The sequence below is a fragment of the Brevundimonas sp. GW821-FHT10E09 genome (assembly GCF_058809375.1).
The window spans coordinates 17157-36467 of the sequence record NZ_JBXASO010000011.1; the positions used below are offsets into that span (position 1 = coordinate 17157).

The following is a 19311-nucleotide window of genomic DNA, read 5'->3' on the forward strand; positions in this document are numbered from 1 at the left end:
GGCGCGAGTGACGGGGCTCGAACCCGCGACCTCCGGCGTGACAGGCCGGCACTCTAACCAACTGAGCTACACCCGCGTATCAGGTCGAAACTTTTGAGTTGTTTCGAAAACTATGAAGGGAAGGCGGTAGCGCCACTCTGTCTATTTCTAGAAAGAGTGGCGCGAGTGACGGGGCTCGAACCCGCGACCTCCGGCGTGACAGGCCGGCACTCTAACCAACTGAGCTACACCCGCGTTTCCCGGCCGAAGCGGCTGTGCGCCCCGGCGAGGGGCGTCGTTTAGGCGGGCTGACCCAGCGCGTCAAGCGGCCTTTTCCGAGAAAGACCCGCCTCAGCGCGGAAGGGGCGTGGACGGAGGGACTGCGGCCGCCTGGGGCGGGCTGTGCGGGCCCGACAGGCCGCCCGTGGCGGGCTCCTGAGCGGCGACGGCCGGGGCGGGCGGCTCGTAATGAACGCCCACGCCGGGCCCCACCGGCAGGTCGAAGGCCACCCAGGCCGCCACCATGGTCAGGCCGGCCACCAGGAAGGCCCCGGCGTAAGGCAGCATGGTCGCCATCAGGGAGCCCAGGCCGAAGCGCGGATCCCAGCGCTGGGCGAAGGTCAGGATCAGCGGGAAATAGCTCATCAGCGGCGTGGCGATGTTCGTCACCGAATCGCCCATGCGATAGGCGGCCGTCGTCATCTCGGGCGAAATCCCCAGCAGCATGAACATCGGCACGACGATGGGGGCCAGGGCCGACCATTTGGCCGAGGCCGAGCCGATGAACAGATCAAAGAAACAGGACACCAGGACGACGCAGATCAGCAGAAGGGGCGCGGGCAGGGCCAGGCTCTTCAGCTCGGCGGCGGCGTTGACCGCCAGGATCGGCCCCAGGCCCGACCAGTTGAACATGGCCACGAAATGGGCGGCGAAGAAGGCCAGGACGATATAGGGCGCCAGCTGGGCGATGCCGTCACGCATCATCCGCACCAGGTCGCGATGGGACTGGATCGAGCCGGATCCCGCCCCATAGGCCGCGCCCGTGACGAAGAAGACCACGGCGAAGAAGGCGACCAGGGATCGGTACAGGGGATTGAACCTCTGTTCCGGATCGGCGTCGGGGTCCACGAAGGGCGAACCGGGCAGCAGGGTGATCACGGTCCACAGACCGATCATGGCCAGGAGGGCCAGGCCGGCGAATTGGAGACCGCGTCTCTGGGCCGCGGTCAGGGGCTCCTTTTCCGAGGTCGCGGGGGCGGCGACGCCTTCGGACGGGGTCCATTTGCCCAGCCGGGGCTCGATCACCCGGTCGGTCAGGAACCAGACGATGGGGGTGAAGACGAACACCACCCCGACGATGAAGAACCAGTTGCCGGCGATGTTCACCGAATAGGACGGATCGATCAGGTGGGCGGCGGGCTCGGTGATGCCCAGGATCAGGGCGTCGCTGGCGCCGGGGAACAGATTGCCGGCGTAACCGCCCGACACGGCGGCGAAGCCTGCAGCCAGGCCGGCCAGGGGATGAAGCCCCGCCGCCGCGAAAATCACCGCCGCCAAGGGAATCACCACCACATAGGAGGCGTCGGATGCATGGTGCGACACCATGCCGGTGATCACGACGACCGGCGTCAATATGGCGCGGGGCGCATTCAGAAGCGCGCCGCGAATCGCCGTGGAGAACATCCCGGTTCTTTCGGCCACCGCCGCGCCGTAGATGATGGTGATGACGATCCCCAGCGGCGGGAAGTCCGCCAGGGTGCGCGGCATGCCGATGATCAGCCGTTCCAGATTTTCGGGCGACAGCAGGCTTTGCGCGACCAGTTGGTCCCCCGTCACCGGATTGACCGCCGACCAGCCCAGTCCGGCCCCGACCAGACTCAGCGCGATCAGGCCCGCGATCAGCCACAGAAACAGGAAGACGGGATCGGGCAGGCGATTCCCGACCCGCTCGACGGTGTTCAGGACACGGGCGCCCAGGCTCATGCGGATGACTTTCGGTTGGGATTTCAAGGCGACAGTAGGGCCGGGAAGGGGCCAGAACCGCAAGCGTCGGGGCTGCGACATATGGCCCGGGAACTTGCGATCCGTTCTCAACAAAAAACCAATGGACGCAGGGGTTTGAACCTCGCGAACGTTGGGTCTAAGAAGCGCCGAATCCCGCCTCTCCCCGGCGGCCGAGGTTCTTTGAATGAACGCATTTCTGCTCGAATATCTGCCGGTCATTATCTTCGCCGGCATCGCCGCCTTCATCGGCGTGCTCTTCATCGCCCTGCCGATGCTGCTGGCGCCCAAGAGCCCCGATTCAGAGAAGCTGTCCGCCTATGAGTGCGGGTTCAACGCCTTCGACGACGCCCGGATGAAGTTCGACGTGCGCTTCTATCTGGTGTCGATCCTGTTCATCATCTTCGATCTGGAAGTCGCCTTCCTGTTCCCGTGGGCGGTGTCGATGTTCGACCTGTCGCACGCCGGAATGATCTTCGCCTTCTGGTCGATGATGGTCTTCCTGGGCGTCCTGACCATCGGCTTCATCTACGAATGGAAGAAGGGAGCCCTGGAATGGGAATAGTCGCGCCTTCCTCGCCGCTGCCCGGCGTTTCGGCGGGTCCCCTGGTTCCCGCCAATTCGGCCGCGCGTTCGATGGTCGAGGGCTATGACCCCAAGATCCACGACAAGTTCTTCGAGTCGGTCAACATGGAGCTGGGCGAGCGCGGCTTCCTGACCGCCTCGCTGGACGACGTCATCACCTGGGCGCGCACCGGCTCGCTGATGTGGATGACCTTCGGCCTGGCCTGCTGCGCCGTCGAGATGATCCAGATGTCGATGCCGCGTTTCGACGTCGAACGCTTCGGCATGGCCCCGCGCGGCAGCCCGCGTCACTCGGACCTGATGATCGTCGCCGGCACCCTGACCAACAAGATGGCTCCGGCCATCCGCAAGGTCTACGACCAGATGCCCGACCCGCGCTATGTCGTGTCCATGGGCAGCTGCGCCAACGGCGGCGGCTATTATCACTACAGCTACAGCGTCGTTCGCGGTTGCGACCGCGTGGTGCCGGTGGACGTCTATGTCCCGGGTTGCCCGCCGACGGCCGAGGCCCTGCTGTACGGCCTGCTGCAGCTGCAGAAGAAGATCCGCCGCACGGGGACCATCGACCGATGAGCTCGCTGGCTGTTCAAGAACGGTTCGAGGCCGCTTTGACGCCGATGGGCGCCGAGATGGTCGGGGCTCTGGGCGTCGAGGCGCAGGTCGCCTTCGGCGAACTGACCCTGCTGGCGCCGCGCGAGCGGATCGTCGAGGTCATGACGGCGCTGCGCGACCAGTTCGGCTTCCAGCAGCTGCTGGATCTGTGCGGCGCCGACTATCCGGATCGCGAGGAGCGGTTCGAGGTCGTCTATCATTTGCTGTCGATGACCCGGAACGCCCGGGTCCGCGTCAAGGTCGTGACCGACGAGGTCCAGCCCGTCGCCACCGTGACCGGGGTCTATCCGTCGGCCGGCTGGTTCGAGCGCGAAGCCTACGACATGTACGGCGTGATCTTCTCGGGGCATCCGGACATGCGCCGTCTGCTGACGGACTATGGCTTCGAAGGCCATCCGCTGCGCAAGGACTTCCCGATGACGGGCTATGTCGAGGTCCGCTACGACGAAGAGCAGAAGCGGGTCGTCTATGAGCCGGTCAAGCTGACGCAGGAATTCCGGACGTTCGACTTCCTGTCACCGTGGGAAGGCGCCGACTACCCGGCGCCCGTGCTTCCCGGCGACGAAAAGGCTGGAGTGAAGGGCTGATGGCTGACGGAGCCCCCGTAACCGCGCCCGTGAACGGCGCTGTCGATCCGTTCGAGGACATGCCGGTCGATCACCGCACCGCGCACGCCAAGGACATGGACGACCGCAAGTTCACCATCAACTTCGGCCCGCAACACCCGGCCGCGCACGGCGTGCTGCGGCTGGTGCTGGAGCTGGACGGCGAGATCGTCGAACGCGTCGATCCGCACATCGGCCTGCTGCACCGCGGCACCGAGAAGCTGATGGAGGCCCGCACCTATCTGCAGAACGTGCCCTATCTGGACCGGCTAGACTATGTCGCGCCGATGAACCAGGAACACGCCTTCTGCCTGGCCATCGAGAAGCTGCTCGGCGTCGAGGTTCCCTACCGGGCCCAGCTGATCCGGGTGCTGTATTCGGAAATCGGCCGGATCGGGAACCACCTGCTGAACGCGACCATGCAGGCCATGGACGTCGGCGCCCTGACGCCCCCGCTGTGGGGCCACGAAGAGCGCGAAAAGCTGATGGTCTTCTACGAGCGCGCCAGCGGGGCGCGTCTCCACGCCAACTATTTCCGTCCCGGCGGCGTCCACCAGGATCTGCCGATGGACCTGATCGACGACATCGGTCGCTGGTGCCAGGAATTCCCCAAGGCCCTGACCGATATCGAGAGCCTGGTCACCGAAAACCGCATCTTCAAGCAGCGCAACGTCGACATCGGCGTGGTGTCCAAGGAACAGGCCCTGGCCTGGGGCTTCACCGGCGTCATGCTGCGCGGCTCCGACATCGCCTGGGATCTGCGCAAGTCGCAGCCCTATGAGTGCTACGCCGAGCTGGAGTTCGATATTCCGGTCGGCAAGAACGGCGACTGCTGGGACCGTTACCTCTGCCGCATCGAGGAGATGAAGCAGTCGGTGCGGATCATGGAGCAGTGCATCCACAAGCTGCGCAACTGCCCCGGCGAACCGGTGATGCTCGAGGACAACAAGATCGTTCCGCCGCGTCGCGGCGAGATGAAGCGGTCGATGGAATCCCTGATCCATCACTTCAAACTGTATACCGAAGGCTTCAAGACGCCTGAGGGCGAGGTCTATGCCTCGGTCGAGGCGCCCAAGGGCGAGTTCGGCATCTATCTGGTGTCTGACGGCACCAACAAACCCTATCGCGTCAAGATCTCGGCGCCGGGCTTCCGTCACCTGCAGGCGATGGACTGGATCAACAGCGGCCACCAGCTGGCCGACGTCTCCGCCATCCTGGGCTCGCTCGACATCGTATTCGGAGAAGTGGACCGATGAGCGTTCGTCGTCTCGCCAAGGAACAACCGGCCTCGTTCGCCTTCTCGGCCGATACGACGGCCAAGGCTGAATGGTGGATCAAGAAGTATCCGGAAAACCGTCGCCAGTCGGCGGTGATCCCGATCCTGTGGCTGGTCCAGAAGCAGGAAGGCTGCGTCTCCGAGCCCGCCATCCGCGCCATCGGCGAACTGCTGGGCATGCCCTTCATCCGGGTGCTGGAGGTCGCGACCTTCTACACCATGTTCATGCTCGAGCCGGTCGGCAAGACCGCCCTGATCCAGGTGTGCGGCACGACGCCCTGCATGCTGCGCGGCGCCAATGAGCTGATGAAGGTCTGCAAGGAGAAGATCGGCCCCAAGGACCATCTGTCCGCCGACGGCCGCTTCACCTGGCAGGAAGTCGAATGCCTGGGCGCCTGTTCGAACGCGCCCATGGCCCAGATCAACGACTATTATTTCGAGGACCTGACGCCCGAGTCCCTGGCCCAGATCATCGACGACTTCGCCGCCGGCAAGACGCCCAAGCCGGGCTCTTATCAGGGGCGCGCCACGTCCGAGCCGGCCGGCGGGGCCAAGACCCTGCTGGATCCGAAACTGTACGACGGTTCGGCCGCCCAGCCGATCGCCAAACTGCCCAACAGCGACCCTGCGCCGGTCGAGAAGGCCCCCGCCTGATGCCTGCGCCCGACCTCGACAGCGACGAAGGCCGCGCCGCGTACCGCAAGGAGCTGCGCCTTGTCGCACGGCCCCTGCGCGCGGGCGGGCTCGCGCTGGTGGTCGGCGCGGCCATGCTGATTTTGCTGACCCGTCAGGGGACGCCGGGCCTGGGCGACTGGGCCTTCACCCTGTCCTACGTCATGCTCGGCGCCGGCTGGGCCTGCGTCATCGGCGCCATCTACGCCCGAAACCGGCACCACAAACGCCGGATGCGCCAGTTGGACGTCATGTCGTCATGACGCCGTTGATCGATTGTGGTTCCATGAATTCGATGCAGCGTGCCGGGGGGCGCCATGTCGATGGATCAGAAACGGGCAGGGCGCCGCGCGCCCAAGCGCGGCCGGGGCGGGTGGAGCCCGTCCGGCACAGGCAGGCTGCTGGCCAATCTGGCCGGCGCGGCCAGTCTGTCGCTGAGCGCCGGACCCGTATCGGCGGAACCCCCGCCACCCTCGCCTTCGGTCGCCCCCGCGGCCGCTTCATCTACGCCTTCACCCGGTCCTGCTAATGCTTCCGAACCGCGTAACAATCCCAGCCCTGAACCTCGTCAGCCGCCGCCCGGCCAGCGCGATCTCGGTCTCGAACGCCAGTCCGCTCTCGGTCCCCCCCGTCGGCGCAGACGTAGGAGCAGCCTGATGGTCGGCATTCTCGAAGACAAGGACCGGATCTTCACCAATCTGTACGGCTTCCAGGACTGGACGCTGGACGGGGCGAAGACCCGCGGCGCCTGGAACGCCACCAAGGACATGCTGGACCTTGGCCGCGACTGGATCATCAACAACGTCAAGGCCTCGGGCCTGCGCGGCCGCGGCGGCGCGGGTTTCTCGACCGGGTTGAAGTGGTCCTTCATGCCCAAGGAGGTGAAGGATCGTCCTCACTACCTGGTCGTCAACGCCGACGAATCCGAACCCGGCACCTGCAAGGACCGGGAGATCATGCGCCATGATCCCCAGCTGCTGATCGAAGGCTGCCTGATCGCGTCCTTCGCGATGCAGGCCCACGCCTGCTACATCTATCTGCGCGGCGAATATGTGCTGGAACGCGAGCGGATGGAGGCTGCGGTCAAGCAGGCCTATGAGGCCCGTCTGATCGGCAAGGACAATGTCCACGGCTGGGACTTTGACGTCTATATCCACCACGGCGCCGGCGCCTATATCTGCGGCGAAGAGACCGCCCTGCTGGAATCCCTGGAAGGCAAGAAGGGCCAACCCCGTCTGAAGCCGCCGTTCCCGGCCGGCGCGGGCCTGTACGGCTGCCCCACCACGGTGAACAACGTCGAGTCCATCGCGGTCGTCGGCACCATCCTGCGTCGCGGCGCCGGCTGGTTCGCGGGCTTCGGCCGTCCGAACAACACCGGCACCAAGCTGATGGCCATCTCGGGCCATGTGAACGCGCCCTGCGTGGTCGAAGAGGCCATGTCGATCCCGCTGCGGCAGCTGTTGGAAGAACACTGCGGCGGCGTGCGCGGCGGCTGGGACAATCTGAAAGCCATCATCCCGGGCGGCTCGTCCGTGCCGCTGATCACGCGCGAAATGTCCGAGACGGCGCTGATGGACTTCGACTCCTTGCGCGAAATGCGCTCGGGCCTGGGCACCGCCGCCGTCATCGTGATGGACAACTCCACAGACCTGGTGAAGGCCATCGCCCGCATCAGCTATTTCTACAAGCACGAGAGCTGCGGCCAGTGCACGCCGTGCCGCGAAGGCACCGGCTGGATGTGGCGCGTGCTGGAGCGGATGTCGGTGGGCGAGGCCGATCCGTCGGAAATCGACCTGCTGCTGGACGTCGCCGGTCAGGTCGAGGGCCATACCATCTGCGCCCTGGGTGACGCGGCCGCCTGGCCGGTTCAGGGCCTGATCCGTCACTTCCGCCACGAGATCGAAGAGCGTATCGCCAACTACCGCAGCCGCCGCGCGAACTTCGCCGGCCACGCGATCGCGGCGGAGTAGGCATGCGCCTTTCACCCGCCATCGTGATCGGAGCCTTCGCACTCGCCGCCTGCGGCGAGCGTGAAGCTGCGCCCACGCCTGCGGAAAAGGTTGCGGCTGCGGCGAAGCCTTCCGACGCCGTGCAGACGGCGCCTGAGGTTCTGAACGCGGCCGATCTGCGTCGCGTCTGCCGCGCGGGTCTGGCCGCTGTTCACGGGCAAGAGCCGATGGCGATCGACGTCGACGATGTCGACGGCGGGGTGGTCCACGCCTCGTGGCGGGCCCCGGTCGACGGCGGCCGGATGCGGGCCGACTGCCGCGTCGAGAAAGACCTGATCGTGTGGAAGCCGCTCAATCTGCCCGATCCCACCCTCGTTCGCTGGATGAACCAGTCGGACGATCCGGTGATCCGCTACGTCATGGACGCCCAGGCGATCACCATCACCCAGACCCTCCCGGATGGGACGAAGGAACAGGCCGAGTTGGCCGTTCCCGCAGAAGAGGAGGCGCGGTGATGGCGGATGAACCCGACAACCTCGTCCTTCAAATCCAGCGTCGCGTCGAAGGGCTTTTGACGTCGATGGAAACCAAGATGGATCGCCTCGGTGAGGACATGCACGACCTGAAGGTCCGCATGACTCACGTGGGGGAGGGCCTTGCAGGCGTCAATCGTCGCCTGGATCGCCTGGATCAACGTATCGAACGGGTCGAGACACGTCTGACCCTGGTAGACAGCCCTTACGGCGGAGTTCGAGAATAATGCCCATCGCCAAGGTCAACGGCGTCGAAGTCGAGTTCGAGCCCGGGATGACCGTGCTCCAGGTCGCCGAGCGCGCGGGGCAGGAAATCCCGCGCTTCTGCTACCACGAACGCCTGTCCATCGCCGGCAACTGCCGCATGTGCCTGGTCGAGGTGAAGCCCGGACCGCCGAAGCCCCAGGCTTCGTGCGCCCTGCCGGCCGCCGAAGGTCAGGAAATCTTCACCGACACCCCGATGGTCAAGAAGGCCCGGGAAGGCGTGATGGAATTCCTGCTGATCAACCACCCGCTGGATTGCCCGATCTGCGACCAGGGCGGCGAGTGCGATCTGCAGGATCAGTCCATGGCCTATGGCCGCGACGGCTCTCGCTATGCCGAGAACAAGCGCGCGGTCGAAGAAAAGAACATGGGTCCGACGATCAAGACCTTCATGACGCGGTGCATCCAGTGCACCCGTTGCGTCCGCTTCATCACCGAGGTCGCCGGCGTGCCGGACATCGGCATGATCTCGCGCGGCGAGGACGCCGAGATCACCACCTATCTGGAGAAGTCGGTCGGGTCGGAACTGTCGGGCAACGTCAATGACCTGTGCCCGGTCGGCGCCCTGACGCACCGGCCCTGGCAGTACCACTATCGTCCGTGGGAGTTGAAGAAGACCGAGACCATCGACGTCATGGACGCCCTGGGCTCGAACATCCGCGCCGACTTCCGCGGCTCCGAGGTCATGCGGGTCCTGCCGCGCGTCAACGAGGGCATCAACGAGGAGTGGCTGTCGGACAAGAGCCGCTATGTCGTCGACGGCCTGACCGCCCGCCGCCTGGACCGCCCGTGGATCCGCGAGAACGGCAAGCTGCGCGCCGCCTCGTGGAACGAGGCCCTGGACGCCGTCGCCGCCAAGCTGAAGGCCGCCCCTGCCGACCGCATCGGCGTGATCGCCGGCGACCTGCAGGACGCTGAGTCGATGAAGGCGACCCTGGACCTGTTCCGCGCCCTGGGCTCGAAGAACACCGACTGCCGCCAGGACGGCGCTGCGCTCGGCTATGGCCCGCGCGAGAGCTGGCTGTTCAACTCCGGCCTGGAAGGTATTGAAAAGGCTGACGCCATTCTGATCGTGGGTGTGAATCCGCGTATCGAGGCGCCGCTGCTGAACGCCCGCCTGCGCAAGAGCTGGATCAAGGGCGGGGTCGAGATCGGCGTCATCGGCGAACAGGCCGACCTGACCTTCGACTACGCCTATCTGGGCGCCGGTTCGAAGACCCTGGCCAAGCTGCCGAAGTCGGCGATGGACTTCCTGACCAAGGCCGAGCGTCCGGCGATCATCGTCGGCTCCGGCGCGCTGAACGGGGAGGGCGGCGCCGCCGTCCTGAACGCCCTGGGCGCCCTGGCCAAGAAGGTCGGCGTCATCGGCGAAGGCTGGAACGGCTTCAACGTCCTGCACCACGCCGCCGCGCGCGTCGGCGGCCTGGACATGGGCTTCGTGCCGGTTGAAGGCGGTCTGACGGTCTCGGACATGCTGAAGCCCGGCGCGCTGGACGTGCTGTTCCTGCTGGGCGCCGACGAGGTCGATCCGACCGGTTCGAACGCCTTCCGTGTCTATCTGGGCAGCCACGGCGACCGCGGCGCGCACGGCGCCGACGTCATCCTGCCCGGCGCGGCCTATACCGAGAAGTCGGGCCTGTACGTCAACACCGAGGGCCGGGTGCAGATGGCCGAACGCGTCGTCTTCCCCAAGGGCGAGGCCAAGGAAGACTGGGCCATCATTCGCGCCCTGTCCGCCCGCGTCGACCAGACCCTGCCTTACGACACCCTGGATCAGCTGCGCGCCCGGCTGATGGCCGATCATCCGACCTTCGGCCGGATCGACTATCTGCCCGCGCCGGCCGCCTTCGATCCGTCCAAGCTGGGCGTCAAGGGCGACCTGGGCGACCGGGTCTTCGCCTCGGCGATCACGGACCCCTATCTTTCCAACCCGATCGCGCGCGCCAGCGCGACCATGGCCGAGCTGTCCGCCCTGCGGATCGCCCCGGTCGCGATGGCGGCGGAGTAAGTCATGGACGCTGCTGTTTCCTTTTGGGCCACGCCGGGCGGCTGGACGCTGATCACCGTCGGTCAGATCCTGCTGATCACGGTCGGCGTGCTGATCGCCGTCGCCTTCCTGCTGCTGGCCGACCGCAAGGTCTGGGCTTCGGTGCAGATGCGCAAGGGGCCGAACGTCGTCGGCCCCTTCGGTCTGCTTCAATCGTTCGCGGACATGATCAAGTTCGTGCTCAAGGAGGTGGTCATCCCCTCCGGCGCCGACAAGGCGGTCTTCATCCTGGCGCCGATCATCACCGTGGTCCTGGCCTTCATGGCCTGGGCGGTGATCCCGTTCGCGCCGGGCTGGGTGGTGTCGGACCTGAACGTCGGCATCCTGTACATTTTCGCCGTCTCCTCGTTGGGCGTGTACGGCATCATCATGGGCGGCTGGGCTTCGAACTCGAAGTATCCGTTCCTGGGTTCGCTGCGTTCGGCGGCGCAGATGGTGTCCTATGAAGTCTCGCTGGGCCTGATCATCATCAATGTGATCCTGCTGGCCGGCACGATGAACCTGTCGCAGATCGTCGAGGGGCAGAGCGGCTATTTCTGGAACTGGTACGCCTTCGGCGGCGGGCAGGGCACCTGGCCCCTGATCGTGGTCCTGTTCCCGATGTCGATCGTCTTCTTCGTCTCGGCCCTGGCGGAAACCAACCGTCCGCCGTTCGACCTGCCTGAAGCCGAGTCCGAACTGGTGGCCGGCTATCAGGTCGAATACAGCTCGACCACCTATCTGCTGTTCATGATGGGCGAGTACGTCAACATCGTCTTCATGTCGGCGATGATCAGCATCCTGTTCTTCGGCGGCTGGAACCCCGGCTTCCTGTCGCAGGAGACGCTGGACGGCCTGCCGGCCTGGATCGCCTATACGATCTATCTGCTGACCTTCCTCACCAAGACGGTGTTCTGGTTCCTGGCCATCGCCCTGGTGAAGGCCTTCGTGCCCCGCTACCGCTACGACCAACTGATGCGCCTGGGCTGGAAGATCTTCCTGCCCGCGTCGCTGGTGGCCGTGGTCATCACCGCCGCCTGGCGCGTCTTCGCGGTGGGTGCGTAGATGAGCCCACGCACCGTCATCCTGGCCCTGGTCGCGTCGTGGGGCCTCGCCGCCTGCACCTTCGCGCCCATCGCCGCTCCGGCGCCGACCGATCCGGCCGCGTCCCTGGAGCGGCGCGAGGATGACGCGCGCCGCGGCGGCGAACGGGTCAACCTGTGCCGGATGATGAACCGGGACGATCCGCGCTATAAGGACATGGACTGCAAGGACGTGCTGCGGGGAGGCGGGGCATGAACCGTCTGAGCCTCATGCTGCTGGCGTTCGCACCCCTGACGACGGCTTGTGCGCCCGATACGCGCATGCCCGAGTCCGGCTATCAATGGGAACGCCGCCAGGAGCGCATCGAGCGTGAATGGCGGGACGGCCAGGCCAAAGGCCAGACTCAGGGAGCGGCCCCGGCCGCGCCCGCCCAGACTTCAACCAACGGCGCCCCGGCGCCAGAGGATCGCTTCTGATGTTCACTCGTATCGCCCAGGCCGCCAAGGGCGCGATGATGCTCGACGCCATCGGCGCCATCGGCCTGACCCTGAAGTACATGGCCCGCCCCAAGGCGACCGTGAACTATCCGTTCGAGCGGAACCCGCAGTCGCCGCGCTTCCGCGGCGAGCACGCCCTGCGCCGTTATCCGAGCGGCGAGGAACGCTGCATCGCCTGCAAGCTGTGCGAGGCCATCTGCCCCGCCCAGGCCATCACCATCGAGGCCGAACCGCGCGCCGACGGCAGCCGTCGCACGACCCGCTACGACATCGACATGGTCAAGTGCATCTACTGCGGCCTGTGCCAGGAGGCCTGCCCGGTGGACGCCATCGTCGAGGGGCCGAACTCCGAATACGCCGTCGAAACGCGCGAGGAGCTGCTGTTCGACAAGGCCCGACTGCTCGACAACGGGGATCGCTGGGAACGGCAGATCGCCAAGAATCTGGAACTCGACGCGCCTTACCGCTAAGGCGCTCACGCTAACGGGTCGGCGATTCCCAATCGGGGGTCGCGGCCGCTACGAAAGGGGCTTCGTCCCGACATGCTGCAAGGCATAGCCTTCTATCTGCTGGCGGCGACCGCCGTGGTGTCCGGCCTTCTGGTCGTGACCGCGCGCAATCCGGTGCACAGCGTGCTGTGGTTGATCCTCGCCTTCTTCTCGGCGGCGGGTCTGTTCGTCCTGCTGGGGGCCGAGTTCCTGGCCATGCTGCTGGTCGTCGTCTACGTCGGCGCGGTCGCCGTGCTGTTCCTGTTCGTCGTCATGATGCTGGACGTCGACTTCCTGAAGCTGCGCGAGGGCTACGCCCGATACCTGCCCATCGGGGCCGTCATCGCCGCCGTTCTGCTGGCCGAGATGATCCTGGTGTCCAGCGCCGTCATCCAGGGCGGGGCGACCGCCGGTCTGGCCGGGCCCGGCGCGCCCGATCCCGACATGAGCAATGTCGAGGCCATCGGCCGGGTGCTCTACACCGACTATATCTACTTCTTCCAGGCGGCCGGGATCGTGCTGCTGATCGCCATGATCGGGGCCATCACCCTGACCCTGCGCCACAAGCCGCATATCAAGCGCCAGAACATCACCGACCAGGTCAACCGCTCCGCCGCCAAGGCGATGGAGGTCAAATCGGTCCAGACCGGGCAGGGCGTCTCGCCCGAGGAGCTTCTCTGATGGACATCGGTCTCATCCATTATCTCAGCGTGGCGGCGATCCTGTTCACCATCGGGGTCTTCGGCATCTTCGTGAACCGCAAGAACGTCATCATCATCCTGATGTCGATCGAGCTGATCCTGCTGGCCGTGAACATCAACTTCGTCGCCTTCTCGACCTATCTGAACGACATCAGCGGGCAGATCATGGCCATGTTCGTCCTGACCGTCGCCGCGGCCGAGGCCGCCGTCGGCCTGGCCATCCTGGTGACCTTCTTCCGTAACCGCGGCGACATCGCCGTCGACGACGCCTCCGTGATGAAGGGCTGAGCGTGAACCTCCACACCCTGATCATTCTCGGGATCTTCGCCCCGCTGCTGGGCGCGACCGTCGCCGGCCTGTTCGGCCGCCGCATCGGCGACATCCCGTCGCAGACCCTCACGACCGGTCTGCTGTTCTTCTCGTGCGCCGTGGCCTGGACGGTGTTCGGCCAGTGGACCTGGGGCCATCTGGAGCCCTTCACCATCCGCCTGGCGCCCTTCATCAATGTGGGCGACTTCCAGTCGGCCTGGTCGATCCGCATCGACGCCCTGTCGGCGACCATGCTGATCGTGGTCACCAGCGTCTCGTCGCTGGTCCACCTGTATTCCTGGGGCTATATGGCCGAGGACGACAGCCGGCCGCGCTTCTTCGCCTATCTGTCCCTGTTCACCTTCATGATGCTGGCGCTGGTGACGGCCGCCGACTTCATGCAGCTGTTCTTCGGCTGGGAAGGCGTGGGTCTGGCCTCGTATCTGCTGATCGGTTTCTGGTTCAAGAAGCCGACCGCCAGCGCCGCCGCCATCAAGGCCTTCGTCGTCAACCGCGTCGGCGACTTCGGCTTCGTGCTGGGCATCATCACCATCTTCTGGATGTACGGCACGATCGAGTTCGCCGAGCTGTTCCCGCTGGTCGCGACCAAGGCGGGCACGACCTGGGAGTTCCTGGGCGTCCAGTGGTCCGCGCTCGACCTCGCCGGCTTCCTGCTGTTCATCGGCGCCATGGGCAAGTCGGCCCAGTTCTTCCTGCACACCTGGCTGCCGGACGCGATGGAAGGCCCGACCCCGGTCTCGGCCCTGATCCACGCCGCCACCATGGTGACCGCCGGCGTCTATATGGTCTGCCTGCTGTCGCCCATCTATGAGTATGCGCCGGGCGCGTCGCAGATCATCGCCATCATCGGCGCGATCACGGCCCTGTTCGCCGCCACGGTCGGCCTGACCCAGAACGACATCAAGCGGGTCATCGCCTATTCGACCTGTTCGCAACTGGGCTACATGTTCTTCGCGGCGGGCGTCGGCGCCTATCAGGCGGCCATGTTCCACCTGTTCACCCACGCCTTCTTCAAGGCCCTGCTGTTCCTGGGCGCCGGTTCGGTGATCCACGGCATGCACCACGAGCAGGACATGCGGAAGATGGGCGGCCTGTGGAAGCTGCTGCCGATCACCTATGCCGTCATGACCATCGGCACCATCGCCATCACCGGCCTGGGCATTCCCGGCGTCGGCGGCTTCGCCGGCTTCTATTCGAAGGACTCGATCATCGAGAGCGCCTTCGCCTCGGCGGCCTCGGGCCATTCGGCGGTCGGCATGTTCGCCTTCTCCATCGGCCTGATCGCCGCCGGTCTGACGGCCTATTACTCCTGGCGCCTGATCTTCATGACCTTCCACAACAAGCCGGTGTGGAAGGAAGAGGGCGACGCCCATCATGCCGACGATCACGCCTCGCACGCCCAGCTGGAAACCCATTCCGAGCCGGTCTCCGATGCGCACGCCCATGACGACCATGCGCATGACGATCATGGCCATCACGGTCCGCTGCAACCGCACGAGAGCCCCTGGGTCATGCTGGTTCCGCTGATCCTGCTGTCGGTCGGCGCCGTCGCCGCGGGCTTCGTGTTCGCGCCGCACTTCATCGGCCATCACGAGCATGAGTTCTGGCGTGGGGCCATCTTCACCGGCGAGCACAACCATGTGCTCCACGAAAGCCACGACGTCCCGACCTGGGTGAAGTGGTCGCCGCTGATCCTGACCCTGACCGGTACGGCCTTCGCCTACTGGATCTATGTCGCCCGCGAAGGCATGGGCCGTCGCATGGCCGAGCGGGGCGGGTTCCTGTACAACTTCCTGTACAACAAGTGGTATTTCGACGAGTTGTACGACTTCGTCTTCGTGCGCGGCTTCAAGGCCGTGGGCGACGTCTTCTGGAAGATCGTCGACGTGAAGATCATCGACGGCCTCGGCCCGAACGGCGCCGCCTGGGCGTCGCTGAAATCCGCCGCACGACTGGGCAAGCTCCAGTCCGGCTTCGTCTATCATTATGCCTTCGTGATGCTGCTCGGGGTGGCCGGTCTGCTCACCTTCGCCATCCTCGCGTGGGGAGCCTGAGCCCGTGCCCTACATCCTGAGCCTCGTTACATTCCTGCCGCTGGCCGGCGCCCTGGCGATTTTCCTCGCCCGGCTGGCGTCCAAGTCCCAGGACGCCGCCGCCCCGGCCGCGCGCTGGATCGCCCTGATCACGACCCTGGTCGTGCTGGCGGTCTCGGTCGTGCTGGTCGCCGGTTTCGATCCGTCGAACCCCGGATATCAGTTCGTTGAAATGGTCCCCTGGTTCGCCGGGGCCAGCTATCATCTGGGCGTCGACGGGATCTCGATCCTGTTCGTCCTGCTGACCGCCTTCCTGATGCCGATCTGCATCCTGGCCAGCTGGAAGTCGGTCGAGACGCGCGTCGTCGAATATATGATCGCCTTCCTGGTGCTGGAGACCCTGGTCATCGGCGTCTTCACGGCGCTGGACCTGTATCTCTTCTACATCTTCTTCGAAGGCACCCTGGTGCCGATGTTCCTGATCATCGGCATCTGGGGCGGCGCCAACCGGATCTACGCCGCCTACAAGTTCTTCCTCTACACCCTGCTGGGGTCGGTGCTGATGCTGCTGGCCATGCTGTGGATGTCGCACACCGCCGGCACCACCAGCATTCCCGAGCTGAAGCAATACGCCTTCGACCCGGCCGTTCAGCCCCTGTTGTGGCTGGCCTTCTTCGCCTCCTTCGCGGTGAAGATGCCGATGTGGCCGGTCCACACCTGGCTGCCCGACGCCCACGTTCAGGCGCCGACGGCGGGTTCGGTCATCCTGGCCGGCATCCTGCTGAAGCTGGGCGGTTACGGCTTCATCCTGTTCAACGTGCCGATGTTCCCGGTGGCGTCCGAGATGTTCCGCCCGCTGGTCTTCACCCTGTCGGTCATCGCCATCGTCTATACCTCGCTGGTCGCCTGGCGTCAGACGGACATGAAGAAGCTGATCGCCTATTCGTCGATCGCCCACATGGGCTTCGTCACCCTGGGCATCTTCTCGGGCAACTATCAGGGCATGCAGGGCGCGGTGTTCCAGATGATCAGCCACGGTCTGATCTCGGGCGCGCTGTTCCTGTGCGTCGGCGTCGTCTACGACCGGATGCATACGCGTGAGATCGCCTTCTACGGCGGCCTGACCTCGCGCATGCCCTGGTTCGCCGCCATCTTCCTGATGTTCACCATGGCCAACGTCGGCCTGCCGGGCACCTCGGGCTTCATCGGCGAAGTCCTGACCATGACGGGCGCCTATCAGGCCTCGACCTGGGCGGCCCTGGTTGCGGCCTCGGGCGTCATCTTCTCGGCCGTCTATGCCCTGACCCTGTATCGGGCGGTCATGTTCGGCGAGATCACCAATCCGAAGCTGATGACCATCGCCGACATCGACAAGCGTGAGCTGCTGCTGTTCGTGCCGCTGATCCTCGGCACCCTGTGGCTGGGCGTCCATCCGGCCGCCGTCCTCGATTACACCGGGCCCGCCGTCGAGGCCCTGACCAATGCCTATCGCGTCGCGATCGGCGGGTGAGACCAAGCATGCCTGATCTGTCCTCCGCCCTGCACCTCGCCGCCTCGGAGCTGACCCTCGCGGTCGGCGCCCTGGTCCTGCTGATGGTCGGCGCCTTCATCGGCGACAAGAGCGCCCGGCTGGTGTCCATCCTGTCGGTCCTGCTGCTGATCGCCGCCGCCGTCCTCGCCTTCATGGGACCTTGGGGCGTCGCCTTCAACGGCGCCTATGTGGCCGATCCGCTGGCCATCTACGGCAAGAGCGTCATCTATCTGTCCGCCGCCGTGGCCATCGTCCTGGGCGACGGCTGGATGAAACGGACCCACATCGCCAAGTTCGAATATCCGGTCCTGATCGTGCTGGCCTCGGTCGGCATGGGGATGATGGCGTCCTCGGGCGACCTGATCTCCATGTATGTCGGCATCGAGCTGCATTCGCTGGCCCTGTACGTCCTGGCCGCCTTCCACCGCGACGACGTCAAGGCGTCGGAAGCGGGCCTGAAATATTTCGTCCTCGGCGCCCTGTCGTCGGGCCTGCTGCTGTACGGCTCCAGCCTGATCTACGGCTTCGCCGGTTCGATGCGGTTCGAGGACATCGCCGCCTTTGCCGTCGATCACCCCAGCCCCGGCCTGGTGTTCGGTCTGGTCTTCCTGATCTGCGGTCTGGCGTTCAAGGTCTCGGCCGCGCCCTTCCACATGTGGACGCCCGACGTGTACGAAGGCGCCCCGACCCCGGTCGTGGCCCTGTTCGCCACGGCCCCCAAGGTGGCCGCCATGGTCCTGATCGCCCGCGCCCTGGAGGGCGGCTTCAGCGAGGCCCACGCCCAGTGGTCGCAGGTCCTGGTCGCCATTTCCCTGATCAGCTTCGTCGTCGGCGCCTTCGGCGGCCTGGTGCAGAAGGATGTCCAGCGCCTGCTGGCCTATTCGTCGATCGCCAACATCGGCTACGCCCTGCTGGGCATCGCCGCCGGCACCAGCGAAGGCCTGCAGGCCATGCTGATGTTCATGACCCTGTATGTCATCGACCAGCTCGGCTTCTTCGCCATCCTGCTCAGCCTGTCCAAGTCGGGCCGGCCGATCCGTCGCATCGCCGATCTGGCGGGTCTGAAAAAGGACCGTCCGGTCACGGCCGTGGCCCTGACCGTCCTGTCTCTGTCGGTCCTGGGCATGCCGCCGTTCTCGGGCTTCTGGGGCAAGTATTATGTCTTCGGCGCCGCCGCCGACGCCGGCCTGTGGCCGGTGGCTGCGGCCGGTCTGGTCGCCTCGGTCGTCGCCGCCTTCTATTATCTGCGCATCATCAAGCTGATGTGGTTCGACGCACCCGTCGACGACATCCAGATGGACAAGTCCTCGCCGGAAACCAGCATCATCGGCTGGGCCTGCGCCGCCTTCGCCTTCCCGCTGGTGATTGTCGGTCTGACCTGGCTGGAGCCGCTGACCAAGGTTGCGAGCGCCGGCTTCGGGAACGGTTAGGGCGTTGACGCCCGCCCCTCTGGTCATCCTCGACGAGATCGACTCGACGCTGTCGGAAGCCCGGCGGCTGGCGGAGGCGGGCGAGGTCGGCCCGAAGTGGATCATCGCGCGCCGCCAGACGGCGGGGCGTGGCCGGCGCGGCCGAAGCTGGGTGGACAAGCCAGGCAATCTGGCCGCGACCTTGCTGATCCGGGTTCATGCGTCGCCGCGCGAGGCCGCTCAGGCGACCTTCATCGCCGCCCTGGCCGTCGCCGACCTGCTGGACGTCTTCGTCTCGCCGGCCCTGGTCTCGATCAAATGGCCGAACGACGTCCTGCTGGACGGCCGCAAGGCGTGCGGCATCCTGGTTGAAAGCGGCGCGCATGCGTCCGGCGGGCTCTGGCTGGCCGTCGGCATCGGCGTCAACCTGGCCCATGCGCCCGAGGGAACCGAGAAGGCTTCGGCGGCGATCGCGGAAAAACTGCGCGAGGACCTCGCCTTCGCCCCACCGGTCGAAGCCGCCGCCGAGATCCTGGCCGAGACCTTCGCCGTCTGGTGGGGGCGCTGGCAGACGATGGGCTTCGAGCCGGTTCTGGACGCCTGGACCAGCCGTCTGACCGGGCTGAACGGCCCGTGCACCGCGCGTCTGGACAACGAAACGATCGAGGGCCTGGCCGAGGGTGTGGAGCCTGACGGGGCCTTGCGCCTGCGTCTGGCCGACGGCTCCGTGCGATTGATTTCCGCAGGCGACGTCTTCTTCGGCAAGGCCGCCTGAC

At 65.8% G+C, this 19311-nt stretch carries 21 protein-coding genes and 2 tRNA genes; 20 read left to right on the plus strand and 3 right to left on the minus strand.

Features of this window, described 5'->3' with window-relative positions; translation table 11 throughout:
• Positions 1-2: 2 nt before the first annotated feature.
• From AC1RSI_RS11355 to AC1RSI_RS11365, 3 genes are all read right to left on the minus strand, one after another.
• Positions 3-76, minus strand: a tRNA-Asp gene (locus AC1RSI_RS11355).
• An 81-nt stretch (positions 77-157) separates the two neighbouring features.
• Positions 158-234 (minus strand) — tRNA-Asp (locus AC1RSI_RS11360).
• A gap of 96 nt (positions 235-330) precedes the next feature.
• On the minus strand, positions 331-1962 hold the full coding sequence (locus AC1RSI_RS11365; protein WP_154725270.1) for an AbgT family transporter: 1632 nt from the start codon (positions 1960-1962) through the stop codon (positions 331-333).
• 205 nt (positions 1963-2167) lie between these two features.
• Between AC1RSI_RS11365 and AC1RSI_RS11370 the strand changes: the two genes are divergently transcribed.
• The 20 genes from AC1RSI_RS11370 (at position 2168) to AC1RSI_RS11465 (ending at position 19310) form a co-directional block, all read left to right on the plus strand.
• Positions 2168-2545, plus strand: a complete 378-nt coding sequence (locus AC1RSI_RS11370; protein ID WP_008262515.1) for an NADH-quinone oxidoreductase subunit A — start codon at positions 2168-2170, stop codon at positions 2543-2545.
• Positions 2515-3138, plus strand: coding sequence for a NuoB/complex I 20 kDa subunit family protein (locus AC1RSI_RS11375; RefSeq protein WP_154725271.1), 624 nt, complete (start codon positions 2515-2517; stop codon positions 3136-3138). Before AC1RSI_RS11370 ends, AC1RSI_RS11375 begins: the two co-directional genes overlap by 31 nt.
• Positions 3135-3764 carry an NADH-quinone oxidoreductase subunit C gene (locus AC1RSI_RS11380; protein WP_008260708.1) on the plus strand — a complete coding sequence of 210 codons (630 nt, stop codon included), beginning with the start codon at positions 3135-3137 and terminating at the stop codon, positions 3762-3764. Before AC1RSI_RS11375 ends, AC1RSI_RS11380 begins: the two co-directional genes overlap by 4 nt.
• Positions 3764-5038, plus strand: a complete 1275-nt coding sequence (locus AC1RSI_RS11385) for an NADH-quinone oxidoreductase subunit D (protein WP_154725272.1) — start codon at positions 3764-3766, stop codon at positions 5036-5038. Before AC1RSI_RS11380 ends, AC1RSI_RS11385 begins: the two co-directional genes overlap by 1 nt.
• Positions 5035-5712: an NADH-quinone oxidoreductase subunit NuoE gene (gene nuoE, locus AC1RSI_RS11390; RefSeq protein ID WP_291755581.1), complete on the plus strand. Its 678-nt coding sequence runs from the start codon at positions 5035-5037 to the stop codon at positions 5710-5712. Before AC1RSI_RS11385 ends, nuoE begins: the two co-directional genes overlap by 4 nt.
• Positions 5712-5993, plus strand: coding sequence for a hypothetical protein (locus AC1RSI_RS11395; protein WP_008263388.1), 282 nt, complete (start codon positions 5712-5714; stop codon positions 5991-5993). Before nuoE ends, AC1RSI_RS11395 begins: the two co-directional genes overlap by 1 nt.
• A 393-nt stretch (positions 5994-6386) precedes the next feature.
• Positions 6387-7700, plus strand: coding sequence for an NADH-quinone oxidoreductase subunit NuoF (gene nuoF, locus AC1RSI_RS11400; protein ID WP_008264145.1), 1314 nt, complete (start codon positions 6387-6389; stop codon positions 7698-7700).
• 2 nt (positions 7701-7702) lie between these two features.
• Positions 7703-8194 carry a hypothetical protein gene (locus tag AC1RSI_RS11405; RefSeq protein WP_154725274.1) on the plus strand — a complete coding sequence of 164 codons (492 nt, stop codon included), beginning with the start codon at positions 7703-7705 and terminating at the stop codon, positions 8192-8194.
• Positions 8194-8439, plus strand: coding sequence for a hypothetical protein (locus AC1RSI_RS11410; RefSeq protein ID WP_035311070.1), 246 nt, complete (start codon positions 8194-8196; stop codon positions 8437-8439). The genes AC1RSI_RS11405 and AC1RSI_RS11410 overlap by 1 nt, the downstream gene beginning before the upstream one ends.
• Entirely contained in the window at positions 8439-10484 is a 2046-nt protein-coding gene (gene nuoG, locus AC1RSI_RS11415; protein ID WP_154725275.1) for an NADH-quinone oxidoreductase subunit NuoG, read from the plus strand. Before AC1RSI_RS11410 ends, nuoG begins: the two co-directional genes overlap by 1 nt.
• A gap of 3 nt (positions 10485-10487) precedes the next feature.
• Positions 10488-11567 carry an NADH-quinone oxidoreductase subunit NuoH gene (gene nuoH / locus AC1RSI_RS11420; RefSeq protein ID WP_008261920.1) on the plus strand — a complete coding sequence of 360 codons (1080 nt, stop codon included), beginning with the start codon at positions 10488-10490 and terminating at the stop codon, positions 11565-11567.
• Complete coding sequence (locus tag AC1RSI_RS11425; RefSeq protein WP_040349591.1) at positions 11568-11801, plus strand: hypothetical protein; 234 nt, start codon at positions 11568-11570, stop codon at positions 11799-11801. It abuts the gene before it with no gap.
• Complete coding sequence (locus AC1RSI_RS11430; protein ID WP_008262419.1) at positions 11798-12022, plus strand: hypothetical protein; 225 nt, start codon at positions 11798-11800, stop codon at positions 12020-12022. Before AC1RSI_RS11425 ends, AC1RSI_RS11430 begins: the two co-directional genes overlap by 4 nt.
• Positions 12022-12513, plus strand: a complete 492-nt coding sequence (gene nuoI / locus AC1RSI_RS11435) for an NADH-quinone oxidoreductase subunit NuoI (protein WP_008264332.1) — start codon at positions 12022-12024, stop codon at positions 12511-12513. The genes AC1RSI_RS11430 and nuoI overlap by 1 nt, the downstream gene beginning before the upstream one ends.
• A gap of 72 nt (positions 12514-12585) precedes the next feature.
• Positions 12586-13212, plus strand: coding sequence for an NADH-quinone oxidoreductase subunit J (locus tag AC1RSI_RS11440; RefSeq protein ID WP_008262516.1), 627 nt, complete (start codon positions 12586-12588; stop codon positions 13210-13212).
• A complete protein-coding gene (gene nuoK / locus AC1RSI_RS11445) occupies positions 13212-13520 on the plus strand; it encodes an NADH-quinone oxidoreductase subunit NuoK (RefSeq protein WP_008264046.1) in 309 nt (102 codons plus the stop codon). The genes AC1RSI_RS11440 and nuoK overlap by 1 nt, the downstream gene beginning before the upstream one ends.
• Positions 13521-13522: 2 nt before the next feature.
• The gene (gene nuoL, locus AC1RSI_RS11450) at positions 13523-15616 is read left to right on the plus strand and encodes an NADH-quinone oxidoreductase subunit L (RefSeq protein WP_154725276.1); all 2094 of its coding nucleotides are present in this window, start codon (positions 13523-13525) and stop codon (positions 15614-15616) included.
• Positions 15617-15620: 4 nt separating this feature from the next.
• Positions 15621-17105, plus strand: a complete 1485-nt coding sequence (locus AC1RSI_RS11455; protein WP_008259479.1) for an NADH-quinone oxidoreductase subunit M — start codon at positions 15621-15623, stop codon at positions 17103-17105.
• 8 nt (positions 17106-17113) lie between these two features.
• Complete coding sequence (gene nuoN, locus AC1RSI_RS11460; RefSeq protein WP_008260532.1) at positions 17114-18556, plus strand: NADH-quinone oxidoreductase subunit NuoN; 1443 nt, start codon at positions 17114-17116, stop codon at positions 18554-18556.
• 4 nt (positions 18557-18560) lie between these two features.
• A complete protein-coding gene (locus AC1RSI_RS11465) occupies positions 18561-19310 on the plus strand; it encodes a biotin--[acetyl-CoA-carboxylase] ligase (protein ID WP_154725277.1) in 750 nt (249 codons plus the stop codon).
• The last annotated feature ends 1 nt before the right edge of the window (position 19311 follow it).

Bases quoted from the DNA above. Each gene is read 5' to 3' on its own strand.
- AC1RSI_RS11405 (WP_154725274.1), top strand. From the start codon at position 7,703: ATGCGCCTTTCACCCGCCATCGTGATCGGAGCCTTCGCACTCGCCGCC.
- nuoK (WP_008264046.1), top strand. From the start codon at position 13,212: ATGGACATCGGTCTCATCCATTATCTCAGCGTGGCGGCGATCCTGTTC.
- nuoI (WP_008264332.1), top strand. From the start codon at position 12,022: ATGTTCACTCGTATCGCCCAGGCCGCCAAGGGCGCGATGATGCTCGAC.
- nuoN (WP_008260532.1), top strand. From the start codon at position 17,114: ATGCCTGATCTGTCCTCCGCCCTGCACCTCGCCGCCTCGGAGCTGACC.
- AC1RSI_RS11370 (WP_008262515.1), top strand. From the start codon at position 2,168: ATGAACGCATTTCTGCTCGAATATCTGCCGGTCATTATCTTCGCCGGC.
- nuoF (WP_008264145.1), top strand. From the start codon at position 6,387: ATGGTCGGCATTCTCGAAGACAAGGACCGGATCTTCACCAATCTGTAC.
- nuoG (WP_154725275.1), top strand. From the start codon at position 8,439: ATGCCCATCGCCAAGGTCAACGGCGTCGAAGTCGAGTTCGAGCCCGGG.
- AC1RSI_RS11385 (WP_154725272.1), top strand. From the start codon at position 3,764: ATGGCTGACGGAGCCCCCGTAACCGCGCCCGTGAACGGCGCTGTCGAT.
- AC1RSI_RS11440 (WP_008262516.1), top strand. From the start codon at position 12,586: ATGCTGCAAGGCATAGCCTTCTATCTGCTGGCGGCGACCGCCGTGGTG.
- AC1RSI_RS11380 (WP_008260708.1), top strand. From the start codon at position 3,135: ATGAGCTCGCTGGCTGTTCAAGAACGGTTCGAGGCCGCTTTGACGCCG.
- nuoH (WP_008261920.1), top strand. From the start codon at position 10,488: ATGGACGCTGCTGTTTCCTTTTGGGCCACGCCGGGCGGCTGGACGCTG.
- AC1RSI_RS11430 (WP_008262419.1), top strand. From the start codon at position 11,798: ATGAACCGTCTGAGCCTCATGCTGCTGGCGTTCGCACCCCTGACGACG.
- AC1RSI_RS11410 (WP_035311070.1), top strand. From the start codon at position 8,194: ATGGCGGATGAACCCGACAACCTCGTCCTTCAAATCCAGCGTCGCGTC.
- AC1RSI_RS11395 (WP_008263388.1), top strand. From the start codon at position 5,712: ATGCCTGCGCCCGACCTCGACAGCGACGAAGGCCGCGCCGCGTACCGC.
- AC1RSI_RS11425 (WP_040349591.1), top strand. From the start codon at position 11,568: ATGAGCCCACGCACCGTCATCCTGGCCCTGGTCGCGTCGTGGGGCCTC.
- AC1RSI_RS11375 (WP_154725271.1), top strand. From the start codon at position 2,515: ATGGAAGAAGGGAGCCCTGGAATGGGAATAGTCGCGCCTTCCTCGCCG.
- nuoE (WP_291755581.1), top strand. From the start codon at position 5,035: ATGAGCGTTCGTCGTCTCGCCAAGGAACAACCGGCCTCGTTCGCCTTC.
- AC1RSI_RS11365 (WP_154725270.1), bottom strand. From the start codon at position 1,962: ATGAGCCTGGGCGCCCGTGTCCTGAACACCGTCGAGCGGGTCGGGAAT.